The sequence below is a fragment of the Ruminococcus intestinalis genome (assembly GCF_014288065.1).
In the GTDB taxonomy this organism is placed as follows: domain Bacteria; phylum Bacillota; class Clostridia; order Oscillospirales; family Acutalibacteraceae; genus Ruminococcoides; species Ruminococcoides intestinale_A.
Genome location: NZ_JACOPS010000002.1, coordinates 498,410 through 524,443, shown reverse-complemented (window position 1 = coordinate 524,443; position 26,034 = coordinate 498,410). Strand labels below are relative to the sequence as shown.

Below are 26,034 nucleotides of genomic sequence, written 5' to 3'. Positions count from 1 at the left end.
CCAGGTAGTGCCGTCAGAAAAGGAATATCTGAAGTTGGAATAGTTATCATTATTAAAATAATATTGGATGATAACCTTATCGTCAGTGCCTTTGATGCAAATCTCAAGGTTATTACCGTTTTTAACGAAGGCAATATCCTCAGGACTGATGCCTTCGCCGAATTTAACCGTATCAAGACCGTTATAATCATTGATTACATCAGTGCCGTAGCCTTTGTTGAAAATGTAAGTATCATCACCTTCACCGCCGTAAAGATAATCATTACCTTTGCCGCCGTCAAGAATATCATTTCCGTATCCTCCGTAAAGATAATCATCACCTTCGCCACCGTCAATAATATCGTTTCCACCAGAGCCGGAAATAGTATCGTTGCCGCCGTAACCGTACAATTCGGAATTGTTGTATATTGCATTAAGACTGTCATTGCTGTCTGTACCCTTTACTACCCTGAGCATAGCGGTAATATCTTCCTTAACCCAGGTAGTGCCGTCAGAAAAGGAATATCTGAAGTTGGAATAGTTATCATTATTAAAATAATATTGGATGATAACCTTATCGTCAGTGCCTTTGATGCAAATCTCAAGGTTATTACCGTTTTTAACGAAGGCAATATCCTCAGGACTGATGCCTTCGCCGAATTTAACCGTATCAAGACCGTTATAATCATTGATTACATCAGTGCCGTAGCCTTTGTTGAAAATGTAAGTATCATCACCGTAGCCGCCGTAAAGATAATCATTACCTTCACCGCCGTCAAGAATATCATTTCCGCCAGAGCCGGAAATTGTATCGTTGCCGCCCTTTCCAAAAACAAGATTGTTTTCGGTTGATGCAGATAAAGTATCATTGTCATCCGTACCGACAATACCGGTGGAAAAATCTATTATAGTATTTGCGTAGCTCGGATTTATATTTTGGAAATACTCCTTAAAATCAAGAAAAGCGCTTTTATTGTTAAACGATAAAAAAGTAGCTATATCTGCGAGCTGTGTTTCCGTAATTATGCCATAATTGAGCTGAAAATTCGCATATGAACTAAAAAAACTTATGTCATAGGTCGTATTTCCGTTTTCGTCAGTATTAACATTAATAAAATTCAGAGATTCTTTGATTCCGTCATAAATAAGATCAATATAATAAGCATTAAACAAGTCTTCATATGCCTTCTTGAGTACAACTGCCGCCGCACTGTTTACATTGCTTCCTGTCTGAACGGAATAAAAATCCTCAGCGGTCATTTTTTCTATAACCGCAACCTGTCTTGCATCAATATAAGAGCCTCTGCTTGAGGGGGCAATATCGGATGCATCACAAATGAAATACAGAATATCAGTGAGAATACTTTTTCTATCCGCAAAATTTGTGCTTTCTGTAAATTGTTTTACAAGACTTGTAAGCGTTCCGCTTGAGTCCATAGCCATTTCGTAGTGCAAAGAATGAACATTGCCTACTGCACGGACATCCGGAAGATTTTTGATTTCATCGCTGATATCAATTTTAATGTTGTCTGCGGTATCTATTTTATTTAAATTGAATTTGAATTCACCGACAGCCGTTTCTGAGCCGTCGTCAAAAACAACACTTGAAATGTTTGCGAGAAGCGAGCCGGATTCTTCATCGGTTGAGTTTACGCTTTCATAGCCGAGATTGATTGCGGAAATTCCGGCGTTGCTCAGTGACATAAGCTCGTCCTCTGTAGAAATGCCGTCATTGTTTTTGTCCTGCCACAAAAGAAGCCGGTTATAAACCTCGTCATGAGCGTTGATGATTCCGTTGAGGTCATCGTCATATTCAGCCAGAGCCTGAAAACCTGAATTTGCATAATTTCCGTTTTTCAGGTATGTTCTGTCGCCGAACAGCTCGCCGCTGTCGTTTATTATTCCGTCGCCGTTGCGGTCAAGAGCGAGAAAAGCGTCGGCTCCGGTTATCCAGCCTGTTTTTTCGTCAATACCGTTTCTGTCCATATCAAAATGCACGCCGTTTTCAACATCGGTCAATTCAAAGCCGTTTTTGTCTAAATCTATTATAAGCGGGTCAACACGGAGCCTTTGCGCAGAACTAACCGATAAATATGTATTTATTGCGTAATTTACTATAGCGTCGGCGGATTTTATTTCAAATCCATCGCCTGTTCTGAGCTTTTCTCCTATTTCTTCAACTGTCATTCCGTTAAAGTTATATCCTTGTTTCTCCAATTCTGTTTTACAGTATTTTCTTAATTCGTCTGCGTCAGTAATGAGATTATATTTTTTATCAATAAAATCCAGCCATTCTTCATATGATAAGTCTTCTGAACAGGTATTAAGCATAAGGCTCGCGCGGTCAATATTCATTTTTTTCAAGCCGAACATAACCATAGCATTTTTGTCAAGCAATAAGTTGGTCTGTGAAAGCAGATAAAATAAAGAACATTTGTCACCGCCCTCAAGCAGTGCTAATTCTGCAATAGCTGTATCTGTTCGGGTTTTGTCCTGAACAATATAATCATACTGTGATTCAAAAGCGTTTGAGACGCATTCTATTACAAAGCCTATGTAATCTCCTACCAAGGGTATAGCTACAGCCATTGATTCGGCAAACTCTAAGAAAGCGTTGGTAATATCTTTAACTTTCTTAAAATATTCAGAATCACTGCATTCCTTTAAATCGTTACATTTAGCAGTTAACGAAGCAGCATTTGCCGCAATGTCAACAGCAGTTACTAATTTTTCACCGTTTGTTAACCCGTGTATATCTAATTCAGGAGCATCAAAATCAAAAATCGGAGCATAACCTTTTACCCACAAAAATATAGTTTCACAGTTTTTATCGCTTAATATCGTATTATCAAATACGGTGGCGGCAGTAGCCTTTATTATTTCTATAATCAGTTCCTGAACATCAACTCCGGAGTTTAATGTAATTGCGTTGGCAACCTTCTGCTCAACAAGCTCCTCCATTGCAGTTTTTAAAGCCTCTTTTTTTACTTCATCTAAAACAAATTTGGTTGTATCAAAAGAAAATCCGTTGCTCATTTTTTCCTCCATATCATATTTCATTTACAATGGATATTGTGTTGATTGTACTGTCCTCATTATACCAGAAATCTATATATGTATTATCATTGCTGTCCATTCCGTAATATAATACTCCGCTTCCGTCATCAAAAGTTTCTATTCTCGAAGGCTCTCCGAATTTGCTCAGTATTTCCCCCCTTTTACTTTTTCCGCTTATACCGTCAATTTCGACCAGACCGGCATAATCTTCTTTTAAAAAAGTATAATCTAAAGAGGACGCAACAATTTCATCGGGAGTGATGTTTTCCTTATAATTACTTATATTCATGCTTGAAACTTTTTTACCATTTAACAATAAAGTACCGTATGCATATGTATTGCCGTCTTTTTCATATACTGACACATCATCATCAAACGAAAACCCTTCCGGCAAATCGCTTTGTTTATAAGGTATCTTCATTGGTTTTCCGTTGAGCGTGACTTTATCAAGCATCTGTAAAACCTTGGTGTCATTGTCATCTGAATACCCCGAACCGTTTTCCTGCGAAACCTGAGAAACTGAACTTGTATCTGAAACAGAGCCGTTTCCGCCTGCACATCCTGCCATGCCCGCAGCCATAGATAAAGTAAGTACCGCTGTAATTATAATTGTTCTTATTTTCATAATAATAAACCTCCATTTGTATCATTTTACATATTTTAACATAACGCTGTTGTGATTACAATTAACATAATGCAGAAAAATGTCAAAATAAGCCAATCCTATATGTATGTTTTTACTATTATATTCTATTATGTAGCAATGTTTTGGTCAACTCCGCATAACGGCAAAACAGTTACATAAATCAGATTAAAGTTTACATTCAATATATTTGCGAAAGATTACTTACCTATTCTTTGTTTATAGTTATGCAGATTTTGAATATATGCAATCGGCTATAGTAAATCCTGACAAAACCTCCGAAAAGTTAGTAATAACTTTCAAATTGAAATTAGCTTTTTATTCAGTTTTGAATCTATAATATACAAATCCTTCCTTATAATTATTATATTGTTCTTGACAGTTGCATTCGCTTGGACATTTTCTGATTACAATAGGCACATTGATTCCGTTATCTTTTAAAGCATTTTCAAACGCACAATACGCAGGATTAAAATACTTTTCCAGACTTTCACCGGGATAATCTACGATAATTTTAGTTAGATACTTAAAAGAAAGGGCTTCTCTAATATTTCTTACAGTAATATGCTGCATAAAATTGCCTTTAACAAAGTTAGAATTTAACTCTTCGTAATATGTAAAATATCGTTCATTATAAGTCATGTCTTTCTCCCAGCGAATAGGATTATCTCTTGTAACACATATATCATAGTTTTCAAGTTCATCTAATACATCTACTGAATAAACAAATGTTACCGAACCATAATCATTGATTTTCCTTGCTCGTTTGTGTATGTCGACCGAGTCAAAAAAGATATCGTGATATCCTGTAATCTTCAAAATGAAGCACTTCCTATAATTCTATGGTAGTCACGTTGAAATTCATTGCGCATATCTGTATCGGTACTGGTGCTCGGTTTACATTGACGTTTTTCACAGAATAAATTTTCCCATTTCATAATGCTTCTCCTATACTATTCTCCGCTTTCAAAGACGTATAAGTACAAATCCTCAAGCGTTGGATTGACAGGGGACATGGAATAGCCCTCGGGCGGATTGTCGGTTACTGTGCGTACGATGATTTTATCATCGCTGTGATACAGATTTGAAACTCTATAATTTTCCTGAAAATATTTCGAGTCGTCCTTGCCGATTTCAATTTCATATACCTTGTTTTCAATCTCTTTGATAAGATTATTGCAGGTATCGTGAGAAACAAGCTTTCCGTTTTTGAGCAAAATAATTTCCTTTGCGATAAACTCAATATCCGATACAACGTGGGTTGAAATAAGCACAATTTTATTCTCCGCAATTTCGCTTATGAAGTTACGGATTCTTATTCTCTCCTTCGGGTCAAGTCCTGCCGTCGGCTCGTCAAGAATTAAAATTCTCGGGTCATTCAAAAGCGCCTGTGCTATCAGGGCTCTTTGCTTCATACCACCTGAAAATCCACCGAGTTTTTATGTGCTGCATCAGTAAGATTTACCGTATCAAGAAGTGAGGCTATTTTTTCCTTTGCCTCCTTCTTATTCAATCCCTTTAATGCCGCCATATACCACAAAAATCTGTTCAGCGTGAAATCATCATATAAACCTTGCTGTTGGGGCATATAGCCGAGCACGGAACGATAATCCTTGCAGAGCTTTTTAATGCTTTCTCCGTCATACAACACTTCACCTTTATCCGAATTCAGATTATCAGTGATAATATTCATAAGTGTTGATTTGCCTGCGCCGTTCGGTCCGAGCAAGCCGTAGACACCGGGAGTAAGAGTGACGGAAAAATCATCAAGCGCCTTAACCGTTCCCTTTTTGTAGGTTTTGTTTATGTTTTTTATTTCAAGAGTGTGCATAATAACACCTCCGCTTTATCTTTATATTAGCCCTGAGCAAAACTCCAAAAGTGTGATAAACACTGGATTTTTGCAGGGCGTTTTTTAATTTTATCACTACAAAATATAGAAACAGCCAACCAAATATCGTATAATTAAATTGCAACAAACCAACGAAAGGGGTTGGCTGTTATCTATCGCCAAGAAATTTTACAGGATATTACACTTTTCACTTCACAACCGAAAGCAAATTTCTATTCCGATTTGTTTTTACATTTGGATTTATCAGAATTTTCGGAATTTAATGCAAATATAGGTCGCAAAGGCTTTCAAATCAAGCTAAACTTCGTGCGGCTATCGTTATGAAATGTGAGTGTTTTTCCTGCGTTACAGACCTTCTGGATTATCTCCAAAATAATCTTTTGATTGCGCACTATTGCGGTTTTAATATTATGAAACCGTTACCGTCCTATTGGACTTTAGATCGTTTCATAAACAGTCTTGATAACGATTTATTGCAAAATCTTATGCATTCTCAGGTTAAAAAGCTGTATGAACTCGGTGTTATTGACACTTCTTTTATCGTTCTTGATTCTACCCCGATTATGGCTAATACTTCTCAGAACAATCCAAAATTCTTTAAGAAAGATAAATTCAATCCCGATAACCAGCCAAAGTCAGACAAAGACTGCGCCCTGGGCGTTCATACTGCTTCTAATCAGCATAATGAGAAAAAATGTGAATTCTACTGGGGTTACAAGAACCATGTGCCGGTTGACTGCATTACAGGCTTACCAATTTTTGAGCTTACCACTACTGCCGATGTCTCAGACAGCACAGTTGCCCTTGATATTCTAAGCCAAACCAATAGTTTTTTACCTGTTAATGAATGTACTTTTATTGCCGATAAGGCTTACGATGTAAAAGCTATTTACAATACCGTCAAGGATGTTTACGAAGGTGATTGCGTTATTCCTCTCAACAAAAGAAACACCAAAAACCCTAAAAAGCTTTCATCAGGTCATCCTATCTGTGAAGCCGGTTTAGCTATGAACAAGGACGGAAAGTGTCGCAGTGAGGGAAGAATCAGGCAAAAATACTGCTGTCCCTTTAGAAATTCAAAATCCGGTTGTTGCCCCTGCAATCATAAAAACTGGAACAATGGTAAAAAACATAGAGGATGCACAAAATACATTACCGTTCACGATGATTACAGACTTTCCATTGACCGTGACTGTATTTCTTTTAAGAAAATTTATTCTCTCAGAACCGAAGCCGAACGATACAATGCTCGTTTCAAACAGACCGGTCAGGAACGGCTTTGGGGTCACAGTGAAAATGCTGCAAAAAATCTCAATACCATTGCTCATATTGCTTTGCTTGCCGTTGCTTATGCTGCTTTCATCACTAAATCGAATTATTCTGTTCGTTGCTTAAAATCTGCTAAAAGAATTGCTTAGCTCGAAAAACTCAATATTTTAAGGTAAGTTTTGAACATTTTGTTCAAGGCTTGCTTTTCTGTGCACTTGTGTTTGCTTTTTATCCCATATGCTATATATTTCGTTTTAAACTCCTGCGTTTTGCTCATCACTAAAATTTTAACAAAAAATAATCATTTTTTCAATACAATAACATATTTATCTATGCAGAATTAAGAAATTATTAAAATTTCTTCTGTAAACTATAACTGGCTGAATATTAAATTCAAATAATTTTTATCTCAAAAAACAAAATATCTAATTGAGCTAATACACTAGGTAAGTATCAGAAACGCCATATCTATTAAAAGTATGTATTTGAATTGATATTATAATTTCTTGACTAATTACGCAATTTTGAGTACAATAAATTTAAGAGAAGGAGGTATTTCAATGCTTGATAAAGATAAAGAAAAACGCCTTAGAGCCGTTAAAATAGCAAAGGCTATTAACAGCATTGAAAGCGTTCCTATTCCTGAACAAACTGAAGATGTTTTTTAATGTGCATTGAAGGCAAAATCACTGATGAGCAGTTGACTTCTGCTATGCTTTCTATATGCGCAAATGTTTGATATGAGTAACTACGATATTTATCTTCAAGATAGCAGCAAGGTTTTGAAAAACAAACTTCGAATTACTGACGAAAGTGCTCTTGATAAGGCTAAATCAGTTATGGCAAGCACAAAAATGGCCCTGCTCTACAACAGCGAATTTTCAGATTTCTCGCCTGAAGGAGTTTGTAAGTTACACAAAGCACTATTCGGTGATGTGTATGATTGGGCAGGACAGTACAGAATTATTAATATTCAAAAAAAGGAAGAAATTCTTGCCGGTAAAAGTGTTTGGTACTCCTACCGGGAAAAAATAGATAAAGATTTGCGTACAGTCTGGAAGAAAATAGCCGCAGTTAATTGGAGTAATCTGACACGGGAAGAGTTTGCACATAGTGTAGCACATCTTTTTTCTGCTATATGGCAGACTCACCCATTCAGAGAAGGCAACACAAGAATAACCGTATTCCCTATTGCAATGTTTGTTGAAAGCTATGGCTATTACTTTGATTATGAGCTTATGGCTAAAAGTGCTGGATATGTACGCAACGCCTTTGTCCTCTGCTGTTTTGGCGAGCATTCAGAATTTGAACATCTCGAAAAAATACTGCTCGATGCAATTTGTGCTGAGCTGATTAAAGAATCCAATGATGCAAATATCATTACAGAAGAAAAATCATCAAAATACGAAAAATATTATACCGGAGATTACAAACCTACACCGCATGAATATATTGAGGATAATAAAATCGTTTTTCTTTGTTTAATGGCAGAAAATTTTTAATAGCATCAAAAAAGCATCAAAACCACAAAAATGTAATTTTGATGTTATGAATTTGGCTTAAAAAGTGGCTTATCTATGCGGTTTTGAGCTTTCAACAGTCGCTCCAAAACCGCGTGCCGAGGGTTCAAGTCCTTCTGCCCCTGCCATCAAAAAACGGCTTAAACACTGCATTTAAGCCGTTTTTTGATATGTTTTTATGTACGGAGCACGGTCTGAATTTCCGCTTTTGACACTCATTTCAGGCATCAAAATGTTCAACCGGCGCTAATAATTCCAACGTTTCCGTCTGCTACATCATCAAAATAGCATCAATAATCTTTTATATTGTATTTTCAAATTTATCAATATTAACACTTTAATGGAGGCTTTTTATTTGAATAGATATGTATATTTAAGCGATTTGGATTCTGTTTGCAATAGTCAAGAAGAAATTAAATATGCTTTAGATAAAACATTATATGAAAACATAGTTTTAAATGGAGATATTGTTGTACTATCCTTTAACCAACTGGCTGACTCAAATTTCATTATATCATTTTTGAATGATAATGTAATGAAAGAGGTTTTGATAAATCTTTTTGAATGTGGAAGAATTGTAGTATCAAAATATAAATCTAAAGACATAATTATTTCATCTGCTGTCAGATATATAATGCAACAAATAGACAAACAAATCAAATCCTTAGAATTATCTGAAAATAACGATTTTATTTTTTCTGCTATTAACTGCCTAAACATAGAAAATAATAAACAAAAGATAATCATATTAACGATATTAAAAGAAACACTTATCTATAACGACTTAAATTATCTTTGTAAAGAACTGGGTTCTAAAAGTTTATCGAATGAAATAGATATTTCCGAAAACGATATCCTACTGCTAAAAAACTATGCTGAATTTTTAGTTAGGATAAGTTTAGGTAATATTAGTTACATAGATGAAAAAACTGAAAAAATTACTAAATTTACTGAATGTGTTGATATAGCTTGTTCGGCTTTGAAAAGTACAGATTTAGATGTATATAAAGAATTATCTGCGTTAAAGGAAAAAATCTCATACCAAGAACAATCACGCTCTAAATGGATAAAAGAACACAATAAGAATATTAAGGGGCTACAAGAGGTTGAAGCAGTAATAAATACTTGTTATAACTTGGCTGTTGAAAGCAGTATTTCTACTATTATTTCAATTGATGATACAGAAGATAAAGAGAAGTATTTTTTAAAAAGATATAACCAAATACTAAATAACTATCAGTTAAACAATCATCAATATTTTTTATCTAAACAAAAAGATGAATTGTATGAATTTACTGATACTCAGAGAGAATACTGGGAAAGTGCAATTCGTATTATCAAAAATGAGAATTTCAATAACAACAGTAATAGTTCTTGGCAAGAAAACATTAAAGAATATAGAACAGCACGGAAAACCCGTTACTTTGTTGTATGGCTGCTGACATTGTCAATACTTTATTTTTCAGGACAAGTAATTGATGCAACACTTGATACATTTAATGGTTATGTGAGTATTTCGGGAATCATACTTGATATTATTGCGATAATTTTTAGCGATGCTGTTGGATATTTCTTGAAGGTTTCAAACTTAATTGAGTTATTTTTTGATAAAAAACAAAGGTTTGACATGAGAAATTGCAACAATATTGTAAAACACAAATACTATGATAAGGAGGTCCCAAAAGTATATGTCGCTAACAACAATAGATAAATATCTTAATTTAGTACATACTCGACCACAGTCTTTTACTCAAGGAAAATTGAAAATAATCACAAACAAAAGCATTCTTATTAAATATGAAAATCAGAACAAATGTGACCTTGGATTATTATATGAGAGTACATATCATTTATTGGTTAAAGATTTAGTAAGTGATGGCAATAGTTATTTTGCTTACGAAAGAATAATTAAACAAAATTCTGACAATGCTGTTGTAACAATTCCTATATATCAGGGTAAATTTGTATTACTAAACCAATTTAGACATTCTATGAGAGATTATCAGCTTTGTTTCCCGCGAGGTTTTGGAGAACCCAATCTCTCTATTAACGAAAATGCCATTAAGGAGTTGCGTGAGGAATTGGGAGTTAATGTATTATCATGCTCCGTGATAGGTAAGGTAATTGCAGATAGCGGATTGTGCGGTGAAAAAGTAAATATTTGTCTTTGCAAAATCACAAAACCAAAATTAATGTATAACTATGAGGGTATCAACAATATTAAAATTACAAATACTGAAGAATTAGTTTCATTAATTAATTCTGAAAAAATTAATGATGGCTATACTCTTTCTGCCTTTAGCTTATATATTGCACAAAAGAATTTTAAATATAATCATTTATAATTCAAACCCATCCGTTATGCCATTCAGCTTTGTTAAATCTCTTTTTACATAATACATTTCTGTAATCTCTGATGTGGTGTGACCGAGCAAATCTGCAACCTGTCTTGGAGTCAGAGATTTAATTGAACCGTCAGGTTGCTTTATGCCGTTTACAAGGTTTGTAGCAAAGGTGTGGCGGAGTGAGTGCAAGCCTTTGGTTTCTATGCCTGCGGCTTTAAGGATTCTGTAATAGCGTTTGCGGAAATTTACAGGCCGGGTGAAATTGCCGTTTTCATCGGGTATCAGGGGTGAGTTATCTCCTAAATAGAATTCTTTTCTAAGGTCGAGTATCATTTCGATTGCCGTATCGTTCAGCGGAACATCTCGCTTGCTCGTGGCACTTTTCAGCTTGCCGACTTTTACTTCTCGCCCTTTTTCTGCTGTAACTCCATCACGTTTTGATATTTCCTTGACACCTCTGTTAAGGTGCATAACCCTGTTTTCAAGGTCAATGTCGCTGTTAAGGAGTCCGAGCACCTCTCCTGTTATCAAGCCGGTATTTAGCATAAGTATATATGCGGCGGCTTGCTGATATTTTCTCTTGCCGTTTGAAAATGTGCTGAACGCTTCATCTTTGAATATTTTAATTTCTTCCGGCGTGAATACCGTTATGGTTTCGCTCGTCGGAAGATTTTCTTTGTCCTGCGCCGCCATAAAGTTGCTCTTTTTTATCATCGGAGCACTTATCATTGGATTTCTGTCAATATATTCCTGTTGGGTAAGATAGCGGAAATATTCATTCAGGACATTATGAACTTTCTTAACCGTAGTGTAGGCATATCCCTCGTTCATCTTATCGTTGAGTAGCTTTTTGATATTTGCCGATTTAATGTCCCCAACTACTTTATCGCCGATATACGGATAGATTTGATTTTTCGCCGTACATTCGTATCTGTCGTAGGTGGTGCGTTCAACAGACGGAAACTTAAACACCTCAAGCCAGTTCTGCATACTGTCTTTCAGCCTTTTCTTTGTTTCCTGCGACTCAATTATTGAGTCGTTGAACACCGCAATATATTCCGTCATTTTCTTGTTGACTTCGGCTTTTGTCGTACCTGAAAAGCTCTTCCTTTTCCGTTCGCCTTGCTCATCCATATACCAAACAACACCGCCCCAACGGTTATCCGTCCTTTTGAAAGCATTGCCGTTAGTAAGTAATTTCCTTGTTGACATAATATCAGCTCCTTTTCAAGTACAATAACATACCATAAATGAGTCTGAATAGGATGATGTGTTGTATTATGAAATGCTCCGTACCATTGCAAGTCGCTTGGCTCTATTTTATGAGCTTTGGCAATCTCAAGAGCATTTCTTCTGATTAAACTTTTCCAAGCATTTGCGTTATTGTAGCCAAGTCTTTCGGCATCTTCTCTTTTAAGACTTATCACATGAGTCCACACAATTCCGTTGTGACTTGAAACTTCATCCGCTACCTCATCAAGATTTATTTTCTCATCAGTTTGAGAAAACAATCCGTGTTTACCTAACTTCTCAACACCCGGTCTTTCGGCATAATATGAAACTAACTTTTTAACACCGCCTATCCTGTCTGCGTTGCGTTCAAGAAATTCGTTGAGGAATTCTGTTGCGTTAGACTTTGTCTTATTTTCAAGATAAGACTTCATCTCGGGATAATCCCAAGCTTCAGGAACGGTTTTAAGTGCAGTACATATTAAATCATTTTGTCTCTTGGTAGCAGGAGAGTTATTAATACCATTCGGTAGTTTCTCGACACTCTCACGAGTGCCCATATATTTTATCAGCTTACCTGCATTTGATGATGCAGGATTTTTAATGTACCGACTTGTAAAAATTATTTTAGGCATTTATTAACCTCGTTGGAATTTGTACGCATCTTCAAAAGTTATAATGCCATTGTTCCTTGCGACTTCTTCTGCACAGAGATTATTCAGTGCCGACAATGAAACTTTATCAATCTGATTTGTTGCTGATATAACATTACTTAGTTTTGCTTGTTCTACAGCCACCTTGAACAGCATCTCAGAAATATTTTTCTCAACACTTTCAATTTCACTTTTAATGGTCTGAGCAAGGATTGGCGAAAGATAATCAATACATTTTTTCTGATGAAGATAACCGATGTAAAACTGAACAGCCTGACAGACAAAATCACTTTTTGAAGTTGCATTTGCTGTATCAAGCATTTCTGTAATCTCTTCAACCATTGAAGGTTTCATCCAATAGGCATATTTTTTCTTGTTTTCGCTCATTTTTGATAGACTCCTCAATTTCTGATTTTTGACATACTGTAAAACCCCATAACAGTCGGCTCTGCCGTCTAATGTGACGCCGTGGGGAGACGCCCCACTTTAACCTGCTTTTCATAGTTTTTTCTAAAAGGAGGTTGTTTGATTGTTGGGTAAGCATAAGAAAATGACCATTTCCGAATTTGAGAAATGGTCACGGTTTGCGTCAAGTTTGAGGGATAAGGCGGTTGCAGGCGAGGTCGAATTTGCACAGTATTATGCCAATATACGGAAGTAACTTTTCTTTGTTTACTGCTATGCAGATTTTGGATATGTATAATCAGGTATTATATAATTATAAAAATATTACAAACGTTTGAAACAAGAATTTGATAACACAAAAACAAATATACTACTTATCAATATAAAAATATATGGACATATTATGTCCATGGTGCTGCTTGGAATATCAGATGAAAGCATATTAATAAACTTAAGAAAGTCAATATTGGCAGTCATGCAAAATATTTCGTAACACACACTGATAATAAAAGGAATTGCTATATTTTTTAAAATTATAGATATTGAAAAACTAATACTAAAAAAAGCAAATGCCTGAACAAAAAATATAAAAATATAATTGAAATAATTAAAATTTAGTATTATACAATATAAGCCAAGCAATACACATATATGCAGGAAATAAAAAACAAACACAAGAAAAAGTTCAACTATAAGACTTTTTTTATAAACAAGCAATAGTTCTCTGATCCTGCCCTCTACATACTCTCTGAAACCAAATAAAGTCCACCATACAGCAAAAAATGGGCAAAAAATTTGTAACATTATGTATGTTGAAAAATAACATTGTTCGGGTGAATATCCTTTAGCAAAATCCAAATATGTTAAAAAAGGAAGTACAAGAAATAAAAAAACAACAGGTACAATATAGAGAATTCCCATTCCTTTAAGTGTTAATTGTATTAATGAAAGGCGGTTTATATATCTTTTAAGGCACATAAATATCCATCCTCTATATCAGCGTTAATACTCACTCCCTGCTCAATAAAATTACTTGAGAGAACGATTATATAATTTTTATTATCCTTACTGATTCTGTCTTTAACATAATAATTTCCCTCTAAATTATTTTCATATTCTTCGTCTAAAAGAAAAACTTTTTCATTTCCGATAGAAGTAATATCGCTGCAAGTTCCCTGAACAACATTTCTTCCCTCATTAATTATAACAATCTCATCACATATTGATTTTACGTCCGAAACAATGTGAGTAGAAATAATAATAGTTTTATCATTTTTTATTTTCCTTAAAAGAGATTTAAATCTTACTCTCTCCTCAGGATCAAGACCTGCAGTCGGTTCATCAAACAAAACAATTTCAGGATTTCCCATTATAGCTTGGGCTATTCCCAATCGTCGAACCATACCTCCTGACAGCGAACCCACTTTGTTTTTAATTTTATCACTTAGGTTGACCAAATCAATGCAATATCTGATTTCATTGTCTTGATTTGACTTAGGTATTTTCTTTAATGTGGCAAAATATCTCATAGTTTCATATACAGTCAATGACTTCATAGCACCAAACTGCTGAGGCAAATATCCTATATTTTCACAATCGCACTCAATGCTTCCCTTTTCGGGAGAAAGCAAACCGCATATACATCTCATCATAGTAGTTTTGCCGGAACCGTTTGGCCCAAGCAAGCCATAAATACCGTGCTTAAATTCGCAGGAAAAATCATTTAAAGCTTTTGTTTTCTTAAAAGACTTGGTGCAGTTCTTCAAAATCAGCACAATTATACCTTCTTCCTTGTTAATTATCATTTATACTTTCGGAGTCAACCACGGCTTTTTCTACATATTTAGAATAGCCCATATCTCTTTGAGCAAGAAGTATTTCAGCAACTTGCTTCTTTGTTTCCTCATCAGTTGCTTTATTAATAAAAACTGTATCATCTCCTAAAAATATTCCATCATAAATACAATTAGAAGAAAGCATTTCATTTATCTGAATAATAGTATATTCTTTGAGATTTAATTTATTGCTGCTATTGTTATCCAACTCATTAATGTATTTCTGAATTTCGTCTATATATTCTTCATCTATTTCGCTCAATCCCCACCCCTTTACAGTAATTGCATAAATCTTATAAATATCAGACGAATTTGATTTATAAAATCCACTAAAAAGCGTAGGATAGCTTGTAACCCCGACAAAACAATTTTTCTCATTCTTTACCTCATCAAGATTTGAATAAAACTGCCTTGCTGAATCAACTCGAATATTAAATTCTGTTCCGGATTTTATCTCAATCGGATTATATGTGGTATAATCACCCGTAATTTTGTGAAATCCGGGAATAGGGTAATATGCAAAAAAGCCGGGCAGAGAACACGCCTGATAATTACTGTATAATATAGGTGAATAACCGCTGTACTTTATGCTTATAAGTTGCAGGTTTCCGTTCCCTATTACAGTAACATAATCTCCTTCACGATTATATTTTAAAGCATTTCCTTCAATATCAGTTATCTTTAAAACATTGTATCCATGGTACAATGTAAAATTGTAATACTCTAAACCTGTATCAGATAAAGTCATTGATACTTCGGCATCTAATTGTCTGTAAATGCTTAAATCCATATCGTATGATGTAACTTCAAAATCCGGATCTTGGTTCTTTTGCTCATTTTCAGTATAAAACAAATAATCTGACATTGAAATACTGTCAAGCTGAGCTCCCTTTTCAATATGGCTTCCGCCATAAAAGTAGCCAACCAGATTAAATGTTGAAATTAATAGTGTTAATGACAGTAAAACAGCTTTTAATGCGGTTTTCTTTATTTGACAAAGTTTGAAAAACAAAAATGACAGTAGAGAAATCCAGAAAATAATTAAATTCCATCTATAAATTTCAGCATACATACCGTAATCATGGTTTATGTACCACTCTAAATCATTTGGCAGAATATATGCAAGAAAATATTTTGCTTCCCAAAAATTAATTTTGGTAACCTGGCTTAAACCCCCCGGAATAAAGTCAGATGTACTTGACACAAGGAAAATTATAAGCGCCATAAGAGCATATGAAACAATCCTTTTCGTCTTTTGAGCAAAAAAAACGCCAAGTAAAATCGGGATTATTCCACCCAGAAAAACATATAAAAATAAAACTGAAAATATATGATACAAATAACTGTAGTCATTCATTCCGGATGACAAAAATATAACAAAATTAAATACAAATGCGCTAAAGAACTCTAAAGCCGGAATAAACAACAAAACTGTTACAGTACTTGTTAAAATCCTAGTCTTACCATTTTTGTGTGAATACAATGCTTCATCTATATAACAACGCTTATATAGGTAAAAGAATTCATATGATGTAAAACATAATATTACAAATGATAGTAAGCATAATTTTATAGAATTCTTTAAATATATTAATACATCATTATTGAGTGAAAAGCTATAACAACTATATACAAGATTCCCCAAAAAACATACTAACAGTATGATAACCGGAATAAATATTATTTTAGTTTTAAAAAACAATTTTAAATTTTGTTTTATCATTTTTACTCACCCTATTTCTTGTAAGTACGGGTCTTACAAGGAAATAATAAATCCTTTAGTATATTTTTTTAGTAGTCCATCAACAATTATTTCTTCACGCATGCGAGTGCGTTCTCCTGCTGTTATTATACCATCTCTGTATTTTTTATTCAAGCTGTTAATTTCATCAGGGAATAACTTATCCCAAAAAGAAACATTTTTTAGTGTTTCAGTTTTTTCGGTAACATAACATACTCCATCAATTCTTATAGCCACAAACATAGTAATATTATCGGTGGTTAATGAATAATATTTATATTTGAAGTCAAAACCGCCAAATCAATTCAATTACCGATCCTTTATCAGACACATCAATATCAACAGCATATTCTTGATTTTCAGACCCTTTTGAAGCTTCTAACAAATGCTTTCCTTCTATAGGTTTCCAAGCTACTGTGCCATTTTTGTCAGACGTTCCAACAACTTCTGCAATATCTGTATGTGCGCTGCCTTCATTGGCATGCGGTTGAATAACCACATCAATCCCTTCTATAACATTCCCGGAATTATCCTTAAAGATAAAAGTGACTTTATCTTTTGAATAAGTGGCATTCTGTTTTGATGATTCACTTCCGCTTGTATTTTCCGATGATTGAGTTTTTTCTTCGTTTGAAGTTTTAGATTTGGTAGTACTCTCCGGTTTCGTAGTTTCTGCAGTAGATGAATCAGGTTGTGTTGTACTTTCCTGACTTGCTGTTGTTTCATTAGTAACTTTTTCAGAAGCAGTAATTTTAATATTATCTTCTGTTTCTGTCAAATTCGCATTTCCGGAGCAAGCTGTACTTATTAAACAAGCACAAATTAAAACACAACTGAATACAATTGTTTTTATAATTTTTCGCATATGTGCAACCATAAATCATCATCCTTTTTACTTTGTTGAAATTAATTATGCAAAATTAAGCGATTGATTAATACAAATTAGTTCCCATTGGCTTCATCTCCTTATTATGATAGTGATAGTATTCAATAAATATATAAGGCAACCGATATTAACTTATATATTATAAGCACACACTTTTTCATCAAAAAACACTAAGCCTATTAATTATTGCTTAATTGTGCATTTGCTTAAATGTTACAAATTAATCTCATTTTTTATTTTACCCAACAATGTTGTAATTTTAACACGTATTTAAAATAAAAACATAATTTTTGCAAAAATGATGTCAAATTCGTTAAATGTGATGTATTTTTCATATTGACTGATAAAATAATAAAAAACAAAAGATTTATAATGACTATTTTTTCATTGTATGTTATACTTATGATGTGATTTATGGGAGGTTTTTCGGTTGAAAATTATGATTTGTGACGACGACAAATATATTGCCGATGAAATACAAAGCAAGCTGACTGAATTTACGGATAAGCATAAAATATATTTTGATATTGATGTGTTTTACAACGGCGTCGCTCCTATGAAAAGCGATGCCAGTTATGATATGGCGTTTATCGACATTGAAATGCCGCAGGTAAACGGGCTTACTTTGGCGGCTCATTTAAAAGCTTTTAATCCCAATATAATTATTTTCATAATTACTTCCCACGAGTCTTATCTTGACGACGCAATGGATTTGGATGTGTTTCGCTATCTGTCAAAGCCTATTGACAATGACCGTTTTTTCAGAGCATTAAATACGGCTATTAACTATTATCATTCCAATACTCAAATAATAACTCTTGAATACTATGACGAGTATTATTCTGTTTTCACAAGCGATATAGTATATATAACTATTGAAGAAAGAAAGGCTGTTATTATAACACGGCAGAAGAAGTATTATACAAATAAAAAATTAAGTTATTGGAAAGAAAAACTAAAGGATTACGATTATTTTGCACAACCGCATTACAGCTATCTTGTTAATCTGAGGTATGTCTCGGATTTTAATAAGACTCAGCTTAATATTAAAGTAGATTTAAAAACTGAAACTCTACCTATATCTCGAAGGAACTATTCAAACTTTAAAAAGGCATATTTTGCATACATAGGGGTATAAAAATGGTATATACAATTTGCTATGCATTTATTTTTCTTGCAGAAATTCTGATATCACTATTTTATTTTGAAAATAAATTTGAAAGAAAGGCAAGTAAAAAGTTTCTGATAATCTCATTACTGGCAACTTATGCAATTCTGTACTTTGCAAGGCTGTTTAATATAACCGTTATAAATATGCTCACATTTTTTGTCTGCAATTTCTTTTTGCTTCGTCTTTGCTACAAGACAAAAATAAAGTCCGCAATATTCCATTGCAGTATACTTTTAGTATTTAATGTTACTACAGAATCTGTTGTTATGTTATTCTCAGCTGCCATACTCGGGACTGAACTACTCGCCTGTCTTGATAATTCGGTAAACCTTATTTTTCAATCAACCATCAGCAAACTGCTTTATTTTTCTTCAATGTATATACTGTCTAAGGTATCATCAAATGAGCGTCGTAAGGAAAGTCCTGCTACATCGCTTATACTGTTTCTTCTGCCAATATCAAGTACTCTGATTATATATGCAATATTATATTCACTTGCAGAATATGAATTAGGACAAGTCTTTTTAACCTTGCTTTTAATCGGCATAGTGGTGTTGCTTTTTTCAAACATAGCGGTGTTCTGGGTTTATGAATTCACTCTAAAAACTCAGAGCCGCAATATGGAATTGGAATATGAAAGGCAAAAGGAAAAATCTACGGCTGAGTATTATGATTTACTTAATGAGCAAAATGAAAACTCAAAAATTGTTATGCACGACATAAAACGGCATTTAAACGCAATTAAAAGTATATCCGGGGACGATGCTGTTACCGAGTACATAGATAATTTTATCGAAGACTTCAGCGTAAACAAATCCGTTGATTACTGCAACAATCCTATGGTCAATTCAATCGTCAACAGGTACAAATCCTTCTGTGACAAGTTCGGGGTGAAGATGAATATTGACATCAGAAACGCCGATTTTGGTTTCATGAGCCAACCCGACATAACTGCTCTGCTTGACAATCTGCTTGAAAACGCAGTTGAAGCGGCACAAAATACAGAGAACGGATTTATAGATTTTTCGGCTTTCGTCCGCAAAAATAAGTATCTGTCAATACAGCTTACAAACTCGGTCAAGAATATTGTAGCCGTCAAGAACAACCGAATAGCATCGTCCAAAAAATCAGGCTCAATACACGGAACAGGACTGAAAAGCATTAAAAGAGTAGTTAAAAAATATGACGGTGAAATAAATATGAACTTCAATGAGGATGATATGACCTTCACATCAAATGTTGTGTTTGAAATTCCTCGACTAAACTATGAATATTGATTACAAAAACATTAATAAGAGGAGTTTCAACGCCTGATAAAGACAAAGAAAACACTTTAGAAATGACTTCGCTCTACAATAGCGGATTTTCCGATTTCTCTCCTAATGGGGTATTCAAGGTTAACTGAATTATATTTGGTGATGTATATGAATGGGTGGGTAAACACAGAAGTAATAATATTAAGAAGCGTTAACCGTTGCTTTTAGTAAAGAGTGTATGGTATTCTAATTGGGATTGTATTGATAAAGATTTGAATACTGTGCGGTAATATCTGCAATGCTTTTGTTATCTGTTGTTTTGGCGAGCGTTCTGAATATGAATACTTCTTACCGCTATTTATTCTAAGCCGATTTAAGAGTCTGCTACTACAAATATCATCACAGAGATTACAATCCTTCACCTCATGAGTATATTGAGGATAAACAAAAATCTCTATTCTTTGTTTATTGCGGTGCAAATTTTGAATGCTATATTTGCTTTACAATGAATTTTTATTATGTTATTATATGAATAATAATGAGAGAGTTAAGTTGGCAAGAATTTTCTAATAGCATCAATAAAGCATCAAAATTACAAAAATGCAATTCTGATGCTCTAACTTTGGCTTAAAAAGTGGCTTGTCTATGCGGTTTTGAACTTTCAACAGCCGCTCCAAAACCGCGTGCCGAGGGTTCAAGTCCTTCTGCCACTGCCAAAGGAAACGGTCTAAGTAAAGGCCGTTTTTTATTTAAAAGAATTTTCAAAAATCCCTTGCAATCTCATATTAATGGTGTTATAATTAAATACAATAAGTATTGTAAAGTAAGGAGTGGGAAGTAAGCCCACTCCTTTCTGTTTGCAACTGCGGTGTTATTGAGTGGTGTATGTTTATTGTATTGTATCGGCTTATACACTTGTAATCGGTCGGTTATAGCTTGCAACATTAAATTAACCTGCGCTTGATTGCTTTACGGTTGCTTACGGCGAAAATAATTTGCAACTGCGTTATGCTTTGTTGCAAACGCTCATAAGGAGGTATTTATGGCAAAGAAAAAAGGCGGTCTTACCGTGACTAAGGTTTGGGAGCTTTGCGAGCCTATTGTTAAGGATTTCGGACTTTCACTTTGGGATGTGCGCTATGTTAAAGAGGGCGCCGACTGGTTTTTAAGAGTTTATATCGACAAGCCTGACGGCATTGATATTACCGATTGCGAGAATGTATCCCGTGCTATTGACAAGCCGCTTGACGAGCTTGACCCTATTGAGAGTGCATATTGCCTTGAGGTATGCTCTCCGGGGCTTGAGCGTGAGCTTGTGCGTGACGAGCATTTTATGCAGTTTATCGGCGCTGACATCAAAGTCAAAATGCTCCGTCCTATCGAGGGCATAGGCAGAGAATTCGGCGGTGTGCTTGACGCTTATGATAACGGCGAGGTAACAATCTCCGACCACGACGGAGAGAACCATATAACTATCAATAAAAAAGATGCGTCTTGGATTAAACTTGACGACTTTGATATGTAACTTCAGTTTATTAAAACAATTTTAAGATAAGAGAAAAGGATGATCAGAAAAATGAATACTAAGGAACTTTTTGCTGCTCTTGAAATGCTTGAAAAAGAAAAAGGCATTCCAATGGACTATATGATTGAAAACATCGAAAAAGGTATTGAAGTTGCCTGCAAAAATTACTACGGCGGTAATGACGAAGTGGTTTTCAAAATTCTTCCGGACAGAAATGTCTTTGATGTAAGACTTATGAAAACTGTTGTTGAAGAAGTTTTTGACCCTGATTATGAGATTTCGCTTGAGGACGCACAGAAGGTCCTTAAGAGAAAAGCAATCAATATTGACGATAAGGTTGCTATTCCGCTCGACCCTAAGGACTTAGGCAGAATTGCAATCGGCGCAGCGAGAAATACTATTCGTCAGGGTATCCGTACAGGCGAAAAGGGTCAGACGCTTTCAGAGTTCAAGAGCAAGCTCGGCGAACTCGTTACAGCTACTGTTGAAAGAATTGACCCTAAGAGCGGTGCGGCAGTTATCAGAATAGGCAAGAGCGAGGCTATGCTCCCTAAGAGCGAGCAAATCGGTCACGATAACCTCAAGGAGGGCGACCACATCAAGGTTTATATCGCTGATGTAAAGACAAGCGAAAAAGGTCCTCGTGCTATAATTTCAAGATCACATCAAGACCTTGTTAAAAGACTTTTTGAGCAGGAAGTACCTGAAATTTTCGACGGTGTTGTTGAAATCAAATCGGTTTCCCGTGAGGCAGGTTCAAGAACCAAAATGGCTGTTGTCAGCAAAAATCCCGACATTGACGCCGTAGGTGCTTGTATCGGTACAAAGGGCGCTCGTGTAAACAGCATTGTTGACGAGCTTGGCGGTGAGAAGATTGATATTATCGAATACAGCGATGACCCGCAGAAATACATTTCAGCCGCACTTTCTCCTGCAAAGGTATTGAGCGTTGAAATTACAGACCTTGAGAACAAGAACTGCAGAGTAACTGTTCCGGACGGTCAGCTTTCTCTTGCTATCGGCAACAAGGGTCAGAATGCCCGCCTTGCCGCAAGACTTACAGGCTGGAAGATTGACATTCGTCCCGAAAGCGGTTTCTTCGGAGAAGATGAAGAGGACGAAAAACTCGAAGTTGCCGAAGATACAACAGCAGAAGATACACTTGAGCTTGACGATACGGCAGAAGAGAATACAGAGGCACTCGACCTTGACGGCGAGAAAACTGCCGAGGCTGATGTTGAGGCTGACGAGAATACAGACGAAGAATAATTTTATATAAAATATAAATATATAAATGCAGGGAGGGATTTTATGACACAGAAAAAACAGCCGCTTAGAAAATGCACAGGTTGTGGCGAAATGAAAGAAAAGCGTGAGCTTATCAGAGTAGTAAAAGCTCCCGATACCAAGGACGAGAACGGCAATTTAACCGCAAAGGGCGAGATAAGTCTTGACCTTACGGGTAAAAAGTCGGGAAGAGGAGCGTATATTTGCCACGACATAAAATGTTTTGAAAAAGCGAGAAAGGCAAGACGGTTTGAAAGAGCGTTTTCCTGCAAAATCCCTGACGAAGTTTATGAACAGCTTGAAAACAGCTTGAAAGCGGACAGCTAAGGGAGGCAGTCGGATATGAATGACAGAATATTGTCGTTGCTCGGATTGTGCCGCCGTGCAGGAAAGCTTGTAATCGGAGCTGACCCCTGCATTGACTCAATGGCAAAGAGCAAGGCAAAACTGATTTTGTATGCAAATGATTTTTCACAAAACAGCTTAAAGCCTGTTTTATTGCAGGCGCATAAGCAAAATGTTCGTGTACTTGAAGTAAACAGAACCAAAGATGAAATAAGTTTTTCACTCGGCAAACTTTGCGGAGTTTTATCGGTGGAGGACAAAGGTTTTGCAGATAAGCTTGCTATGCTTATTGAAGGTGAACAGAGAGGAGAATAATATGATAAAATACAAAGTAAGAGATGTTGCCAAGGATTTGGGCGTTAGTGTAAAAGAAATTTCAGATATTCTTGAGAAAAATTGCGGTGTTACAAAAAAGGCTATGGCTACTCTCGAGGAGAGCGAACTTAATATCGTTTTTGACGCCGTAACACAGAAAAACAATGTAGCAAATTTTGATAAATTTTTTGCGTCAAGAAATAAAACCGCAGAACCTGCAAAGGCAGAGGGTAAAGCCGAGAAAAAGGCTAATAATAAAGACAGCAAAGACAACAAGCCGAACGGCAGAAAGAATGACCGCAAGTCTGACAATAAGGACAACAAGGCAGAGGGCAAAAAGCAGAATAAAGTTCAGGATAAGCCTGCAAAGCAGACAAAGGCTGAACCAAAGGCAGAGTCAAAGCCTGTTGAAATTACAAGCGAGGAAGAAACTTCAACCCGTAAGCGCAGAGTAATTGATACCCGTGCCGTAAATGTTGATGTTGAGCGTTACAATCAGAAGTACGATGACCTTGCAAACGCATCTTCAAAGATGAGAAGTACAGACAACACTGTTAAAAAGCAGAAGTTTACCAACCGTTCTCAAAAGCAGAAGGGCAGAAGACAGGGCAAGAGAGAAACAGAGCAGGAGCGTTTGAAGCGTATTGCGCTTGAGCGTAAGCAAAAGCAGATGACAATTCAAATTCCTGATGAAATCGTTGTTCAGGAGCTTGCTTTAAGACTTAAGGCTACAGTTGCCGAGGTTGTTAAAAAGGCATTCCTTATGGGCACAATGGTAACCGCTACCGATACAATCGACTTTGATACAGCGTCACTCATTGCAATGGAGTTCCATGCAAAGGTTGAAAAAGAAGTTGTGGTTACAATCGAAGAAAGAATTATTGACGACAGTGAAGATGACGATACAAATCTCGTAGAGAGAGCGCCGGTTGTAGTTGTAATGGGTCATGTTGACCACGGTAAAACTTCAATCCTTGACGCTATCCGTCATGCAAATGTTACAGCAGGCGAGGCAGGCGGTATCACTCAGCACATTGGTGCTTACAGAGTAGAAATTAATGGCAAGCCCATCACCTTCCTTGACACACCGGGTCACGAGGCTTTCACAACTATGAGAGCAAGAGGCGCACAGGTTACTGATATTGCTATCCTCGTTGTAGCTGCCGATGACGGTATTATGCCGCAGACAGTAGAGGCTATCAACCATGCTAAAGCCGCAGGCGTATCTGTAATTGTTGCTATCAACAAAATGGATAAGGTCGGCGCAAATCCGGAGAATGTTAAGCAGCAGCTTACAGAGTATGAGCTTGTTCCGGAGGAATGGGGCGGCGACACACCTTGTATTCCTGTATCTGCAAAAACCAAAGAGGGTCTTGACGACCTCCTCGAAATGGTAACACTTATTGCAGAAATGAAAGAGCTTAAGGCTAACCCTGACAGAGCCGCAAAAGGTACTGTTATTGAGGCTCGTCTTGATAAGGGCAGAGGCCCTATTGCCACTGTACTTGTACAGAACGGTACACTTCATCAGGGTGACATCGTAATTGCAGGTACTTGCGTAGGCAGAGTAAGAGTAATGGTAAACGATAAGGGCGAGAGAGTAAAAGAGGCAGGCCCTTCGGTTCCTGTTGAAATTACAGGTCTTGCAGAAGTTCCGCAGGGCGGCGATATATTTAACGCTGTTTCTGATGAAAAACTTGCAAGAGAGCTTGTTGAGCAGAGAAAGGCATCTCAGAAAGAGGAGCAGTTCAAGGCACAGACAAAGGTTACACTTGACAACCTTTTTGACCAGATGAAGTTGGGCGAAGTTAAGGAATTACAGATTATCGTAAAAGCCGATGTTCAGGGTTCTGTTGAGGCTGTAAAGCAGTCGCTCGAAAAACTCTCTAATGACGAGGTAAGAGTAAATGTAATTCACGGCGGTGTAGGTGCTATCAATGAATCCGATGTAATGCTTGCCGAGGCTTCAAATGCAATTATAGTAGGCTTTAATGTTCGTCCTGACAGCGTTGCTGCCGCAAATGCGGAAAGTGCAGGCGTTGATATGCGTCTTTACAGAATTATCTACGATTGTATTGAGGAGATTGAGGCTGCTATGAAGGGTATGCTCGCTCCTAAGACAAGAGAGGTAGTTCTCGGAACTGCAGAGTGCAGAAATGTAATTAAGATTAAGTCCGTAGGTACAATTTCGGGTTCTTATGTAAAGAGCGGTAAGATTGTAAGAAACGCAGGCGTAAGAGTTATTCGTGACGGTATCGTAATTGCCGAGGATACAATCGCATCATTACAGCGTTTTAAAGATGCGGTTAAGGAAGTAAACGAGGGCTACGAGTGCGGTATCGGTCTTGAGCGTTTTAACGATATTAAAGAGGGTGACCTTTTCGAGGCTTACACAATCGAGGAGTATCGTGATTAATCAGTGATTAGCGGTTAGCGGACAAAGTGATGAAAATTGCTTTGCCGCTAATCGTATTATTACGACATAGCTGATTAAGAATATTAAATTATGGTTTAGCGGAGTGTCGGTCGGGCATTGAAATTTAGCTAACGCCGTTGTGTTCAAGCCGCCAAACAGCGAGCTGTTTGGCTATCGTTAGATTGCATAAACGGAAAGTATTTGTGGGCTTTGCCCACACCCACGACCTTTGAAAAGGTCGACCAAACTTTTATAATTAATTGGCAAATCAATTTGCTAAACAATAATTTATTTTATTATTTTA

Annotated in this window: 25 protein-coding genes; 12 read left to right on the top strand and 13 right to left on the bottom strand. The window is 36.1% G+C overall.

All coding sequences use genetic code 11. From position 1 onward, the window contains the following. The 5 genes from H8R91_RS06775 to H8R91_RS12105 all read right to left on the bottom strand — a co-directional run. A partial coding sequence (locus H8R91_RS06775) for a calcium-binding protein (protein WP_279287574.1) occupies positions 1-3,015 on the bottom strand: 3,015 nt, incomplete at its 3' end. Between the two features lie 13 nt (positions 3,016-3,028). Further along, positions 3,029-3,661, bottom strand: coding sequence for a hypothetical protein (locus H8R91_RS06770; RefSeq protein ID WP_186935373.1), 633 nt, complete (start codon positions 3,659-3,661; stop codon positions 3,029-3,031). Positions 3,662-3,997: 336 nt separating this feature from the next. Beyond that, positions 3,998-4,498 (bottom strand): hypothetical protein, encoded by a 501-nt coding sequence (locus tag H8R91_RS06765; RefSeq protein ID WP_186935372.1) that lies wholly within the window; start codon positions 4,496-4,498, stop codon positions 3,998-4,000. 134 nt (positions 4,499-4,632) lie between these two features. Next, the gene (locus tag H8R91_RS12110) at positions 4,633-5,094 is read right to left on the bottom strand and encodes a P-loop NTPase family protein (RefSeq protein WP_243237779.1); all 462 of its coding nucleotides are present in this window, start codon (positions 5,092-5,094) and stop codon (positions 4,633-4,635) included. After that, positions 5,091-5,510 carry an ATP-binding cassette domain-containing protein gene (locus H8R91_RS12105; RefSeq protein ID WP_279287573.1) on the bottom strand — a complete coding sequence of 140 codons (420 nt, stop codon included), beginning with the start codon at positions 5,508-5,510 and terminating at the stop codon, positions 5,091-5,093. Before H8R91_RS12105 ends, H8R91_RS12110 begins: the two co-directional genes overlap by 4 nt. Positions 5,511-5,851: 341 nt before the next feature. Here H8R91_RS12105 and H8R91_RS06755 point away from each other — a divergent pair, with 341 nt between their 5' ends. From H8R91_RS06755 to H8R91_RS06740, 4 genes are all read left to right on the top strand, one after another. Next, positions 5,852-6,949 carry a transposase gene (locus H8R91_RS06755; protein ID WP_186935371.1) on the top strand — a complete coding sequence of 366 codons (1,098 nt, stop codon included), beginning with the start codon at positions 5,852-5,854 and terminating at the stop codon, positions 6,947-6,949. 633 nt (positions 6,950-7,582) lie between these two features. After that, positions 7,583-8,302, top strand: a complete 720-nt coding sequence (locus H8R91_RS06750; protein ID WP_243237756.1) for a Fic/DOC family protein — start codon at positions 7,583-7,585, stop codon at positions 8,300-8,302. A gap of 373 nt (positions 8,303-8,675) precedes the next feature. Next, positions 8,676-10,031, top strand: a complete 1,356-nt coding sequence (locus tag H8R91_RS06745) for a hypothetical protein (RefSeq protein WP_186935369.1) — start codon at positions 8,676-8,678, stop codon at positions 10,029-10,031. After that, positions 10,009-10,665 (top strand): NUDIX hydrolase, encoded by a 657-nt coding sequence (locus tag H8R91_RS06740; protein ID WP_186935368.1) that lies wholly within the window; start codon positions 10,009-10,011, stop codon positions 10,663-10,665. The genes H8R91_RS06745 and H8R91_RS06740 overlap by 23 nt, the downstream gene beginning before the upstream one ends. On the opposite strand, the gene H8R91_RS06735 is transcribed toward H8R91_RS06740, so the two are convergent. The 3 genes from H8R91_RS06735 to H8R91_RS06730 form a co-directional block, all read right to left on the bottom strand. Further along, positions 10,660-11,655: a tyrosine-type recombinase/integrase gene (locus tag H8R91_RS06735; protein ID WP_243237778.1), complete on the bottom strand. Its 996-nt coding sequence runs from the start codon at positions 11,653-11,655 to the stop codon at positions 10,660-10,662. The two genes, H8R91_RS06740 and H8R91_RS06735, sit on opposite strands and share 6 nt — an antisense overlap. Positions 11,656-11,726: 71 nt before the next feature. Further along, entirely contained in the window at positions 11,727-12,530 is an 804-nt protein-coding gene (gene mobP3 / locus H8R91_RS12100) for a MobP3 family relaxase (RefSeq protein WP_243237754.1), read from the bottom strand. Positions 12,531-12,533: 3 nt separating this feature from the next. Then, complete coding sequence (locus H8R91_RS06730) at positions 12,534-12,935, bottom strand: hypothetical protein (protein WP_186935366.1); 402 nt, start codon at positions 12,933-12,935, stop codon at positions 12,534-12,536. A gap of 142 nt (positions 12,936-13,077) precedes the next feature. On the opposite strand from H8R91_RS06730, the gene H8R91_RS12285 reads away from it, so the two are divergent. Further along, positions 13,078-13,209 (top strand): hypothetical protein, encoded by a 132-nt coding sequence (locus tag H8R91_RS12285; RefSeq protein ID WP_279287572.1) that lies wholly within the window; start codon positions 13,078-13,080, stop codon positions 13,207-13,209. Between the two features lie 700 nt (positions 13,210-13,909). Here the strand turns inward: H8R91_RS12285 and H8R91_RS06725 are convergent. The 4 genes from H8R91_RS06725 to H8R91_RS06710 are packed head-to-tail and all read right to left on the bottom strand — an operon-like array spanning position 13,910 to position 17,406. Then, complete coding sequence (locus H8R91_RS06725) at positions 13,910-14,758, bottom strand: ATP-binding cassette domain-containing protein (RefSeq protein ID WP_207722738.1); 849 nt, start codon at positions 14,756-14,758, stop codon at positions 13,910-13,912. Continuing rightward, positions 14,748-16,511: a hypothetical protein gene (locus tag H8R91_RS06720; protein WP_186935365.1), complete on the bottom strand. Its 1,764-nt coding sequence runs from the start codon at positions 16,509-16,511 to the stop codon at positions 14,748-14,750. Before H8R91_RS06720 ends, H8R91_RS06725 begins: the two co-directional genes overlap by 11 nt. A gap of 33 nt (positions 16,512-16,544) precedes the next feature. Beyond that, complete coding sequence (locus H8R91_RS06715) at positions 16,545-16,766, bottom strand: hypothetical protein (protein ID WP_186935364.1); 222 nt, start codon at positions 16,764-16,766, stop codon at positions 16,545-16,547. 49 nt (positions 16,767-16,815) lie between these two features. Continuing rightward, positions 16,816-17,406, bottom strand: coding sequence for a hypothetical protein (locus tag H8R91_RS06710; protein ID WP_186935363.1), 591 nt, complete (start codon positions 17,404-17,406; stop codon positions 16,816-16,818). A gap of 448 nt (positions 17,407-17,854) precedes the next feature. Here H8R91_RS06710 and H8R91_RS06705 point away from each other — a divergent pair, with 448 nt between their 5' ends. After that, positions 17,855-18,553: a LytR/AlgR family response regulator transcription factor gene (locus H8R91_RS06705; protein WP_243237776.1), complete on the top strand. Its 699-nt coding sequence runs from the start codon at positions 17,855-17,857 to the stop codon at positions 18,551-18,553. 394 nt (positions 18,554-18,947) lie between these two features. On the opposite strand, the gene H8R91_RS06700 is transcribed toward H8R91_RS06705, so the two are convergent. Continuing rightward, positions 18,948-19,157, bottom strand: a complete 210-nt coding sequence (locus H8R91_RS06700) for a hypothetical protein (protein ID WP_186935361.1) — start codon at positions 19,155-19,157, stop codon at positions 18,948-18,950. Between the two features lie 49 nt (positions 19,158-19,206). On the opposite strand from H8R91_RS06700, the gene H8R91_RS06695 reads away from it, so the two are divergent. The 6 genes from H8R91_RS06695 (at position 19,207) to infB (ending at position 25,730) form a co-directional block, all read left to right on the top strand. After that, positions 19,207-19,863 carry a sensor histidine kinase gene (locus H8R91_RS06695; RefSeq protein ID WP_186935360.1) on the top strand — a complete coding sequence of 219 codons (657 nt, stop codon included), beginning with the start codon at positions 19,207-19,209 and terminating at the stop codon, positions 19,861-19,863. Between the two features lie 1,021 nt (positions 19,864-20,884). Beyond that, positions 20,885-21,367, top strand: coding sequence for a ribosome maturation factor RimP (rimP, locus tag H8R91_RS06690; RefSeq protein WP_021970654.1), 483 nt, complete (start codon positions 20,885-20,887; stop codon positions 21,365-21,367). 51 nt (positions 21,368-21,418) lie between these two features. After that, entirely contained in the window at positions 21,419-22,636 is a 1,218-nt protein-coding gene (gene nusA / locus H8R91_RS06685; protein ID WP_186935359.1) for a transcription termination factor NusA, read from the top strand. Between the two features lie 42 nt (positions 22,637-22,678). Further along, the gene (gene rnpM, locus H8R91_RS06680; RefSeq protein WP_021970656.1) at positions 22,679-22,981 is read left to right on the top strand and encodes an RNase P modulator RnpM; all 303 of its coding nucleotides are present in this window, start codon (positions 22,679-22,681) and stop codon (positions 22,979-22,981) included. 15 nt (positions 22,982-22,996) lie between these two features. Continuing rightward, positions 22,997-23,314, top strand: coding sequence for a L7Ae/L30e/S12e/Gadd45 family ribosomal protein (locus H8R91_RS06675; RefSeq protein ID WP_021970657.1), 318 nt, complete (start codon positions 22,997-22,999; stop codon positions 23,312-23,314). A 1-nt stretch (position 23,315) separates the two neighbouring features. After that, positions 23,316-25,730 carry a translation initiation factor IF-2 gene (infB, locus tag H8R91_RS06670; protein ID WP_186935358.1) on the top strand — a complete coding sequence of 805 codons (2,415 nt, stop codon included), beginning with the start codon at positions 23,316-23,318 and terminating at the stop codon, positions 25,728-25,730. The last annotated feature ends 304 nt before the right edge of the window (positions 25,731-26,034 follow it).

Excerpts from the sequence above, each read along its gene's own strand:
- H8R91_RS06770 (WP_186935373.1), bottom strand. The coding sequence starts at position 3,661 with ATGAAAATAAGAACAATTATAATTACAGCGGTACTTACTTTATCTATG.
- H8R91_RS12110 (WP_243237779.1), bottom strand. The coding sequence starts at position 5,094 with ATGAAGCAAAGAGCCCTGATAGCACAGGCGCTTTTGAATGACCCGAGA.
- H8R91_RS12105 (WP_279287573.1), bottom strand. The coding sequence starts at position 5,510 with ATGCACACTCTTGAAATAAAAAACATAAACAAAACCTACAAAAAGGGA.
- H8R91_RS06755 (WP_186935371.1), top strand. The coding sequence starts at position 5,852 with ATGAAATGTGAGTGTTTTTCCTGCGTTACAGACCTTCTGGATTATCTC.
- H8R91_RS06740 (WP_186935368.1), top strand. The coding sequence starts at position 10,009 with ATGTCGCTAACAACAATAGATAAATATCTTAATTTAGTACATACTCGA.
- H8R91_RS06735 (WP_243237778.1), bottom strand. The coding sequence starts at position 11,655 with ATGCAGAACTGGCTTGAGGTGTTTAAGTTTCCGTCTGTTGAACGCACC.
- mobP3 (WP_243237754.1), bottom strand. The coding sequence starts at position 12,530 with ATGCCTAAAATAATTTTTACAAGTCGGTACATTAAAAATCCTGCATCA.
- H8R91_RS06730 (WP_186935366.1), bottom strand. The coding sequence starts at position 12,935 with ATGAGCGAAAACAAGAAAAAATATGCCTATTGGATGAAACCTTCAATG.
- H8R91_RS06725 (WP_207722738.1), bottom strand. The coding sequence starts at position 14,758 with ATGATAATTAACAAGGAAGAAGGTATAATTGTGCTGATTTTGAAGAAC.
- H8R91_RS06720 (WP_186935365.1), bottom strand. The coding sequence starts at position 16,511 with ATGATAAAACAAAATTTAAAATTGTTTTTTAAAACTAAAATAATATTT.
- H8R91_RS06710 (WP_186935363.1), bottom strand. The coding sequence starts at position 17,406 with ATGGTTGCACATATGCGAAAAATTATAAAAACAATTGTATTCAGTTGT.
- H8R91_RS06705 (WP_243237776.1), top strand. The coding sequence starts at position 17,855 with ATGATTTGTGACGACGACAAATATATTGCCGATGAAATACAAAGCAAG.
- H8R91_RS06700 (WP_186935361.1), bottom strand. The coding sequence starts at position 19,157 with ATGTTTGAAAAAAGCAACACCACTATGCCGATTAAAAGCAAGGTTAAA.
- H8R91_RS06695 (WP_186935360.1), top strand. The coding sequence starts at position 19,207 with ATGGAATTGGAATATGAAAGGCAAAAGGAAAAATCTACGGCTGAGTAT.
- rimP (WP_021970654.1), top strand. The coding sequence starts at position 20,885 with ATGGCAAAGAAAAAAGGCGGTCTTACCGTGACTAAGGTTTGGGAGCTT.
- nusA (WP_186935359.1), top strand. The coding sequence starts at position 21,419 with ATGAATACTAAGGAACTTTTTGCTGCTCTTGAAATGCTTGAAAAAGAA.
- rnpM (WP_021970656.1), top strand. The coding sequence starts at position 22,679 with ATGACACAGAAAAAACAGCCGCTTAGAAAATGCACAGGTTGTGGCGAA.
- H8R91_RS06675 (WP_021970657.1), top strand. The coding sequence starts at position 22,997 with ATGAATGACAGAATATTGTCGTTGCTCGGATTGTGCCGCCGTGCAGGA.
- infB (WP_186935358.1), top strand. The coding sequence starts at position 23,316 with ATGATAAAATACAAAGTAAGAGATGTTGCCAAGGATTTGGGCGTTAGT.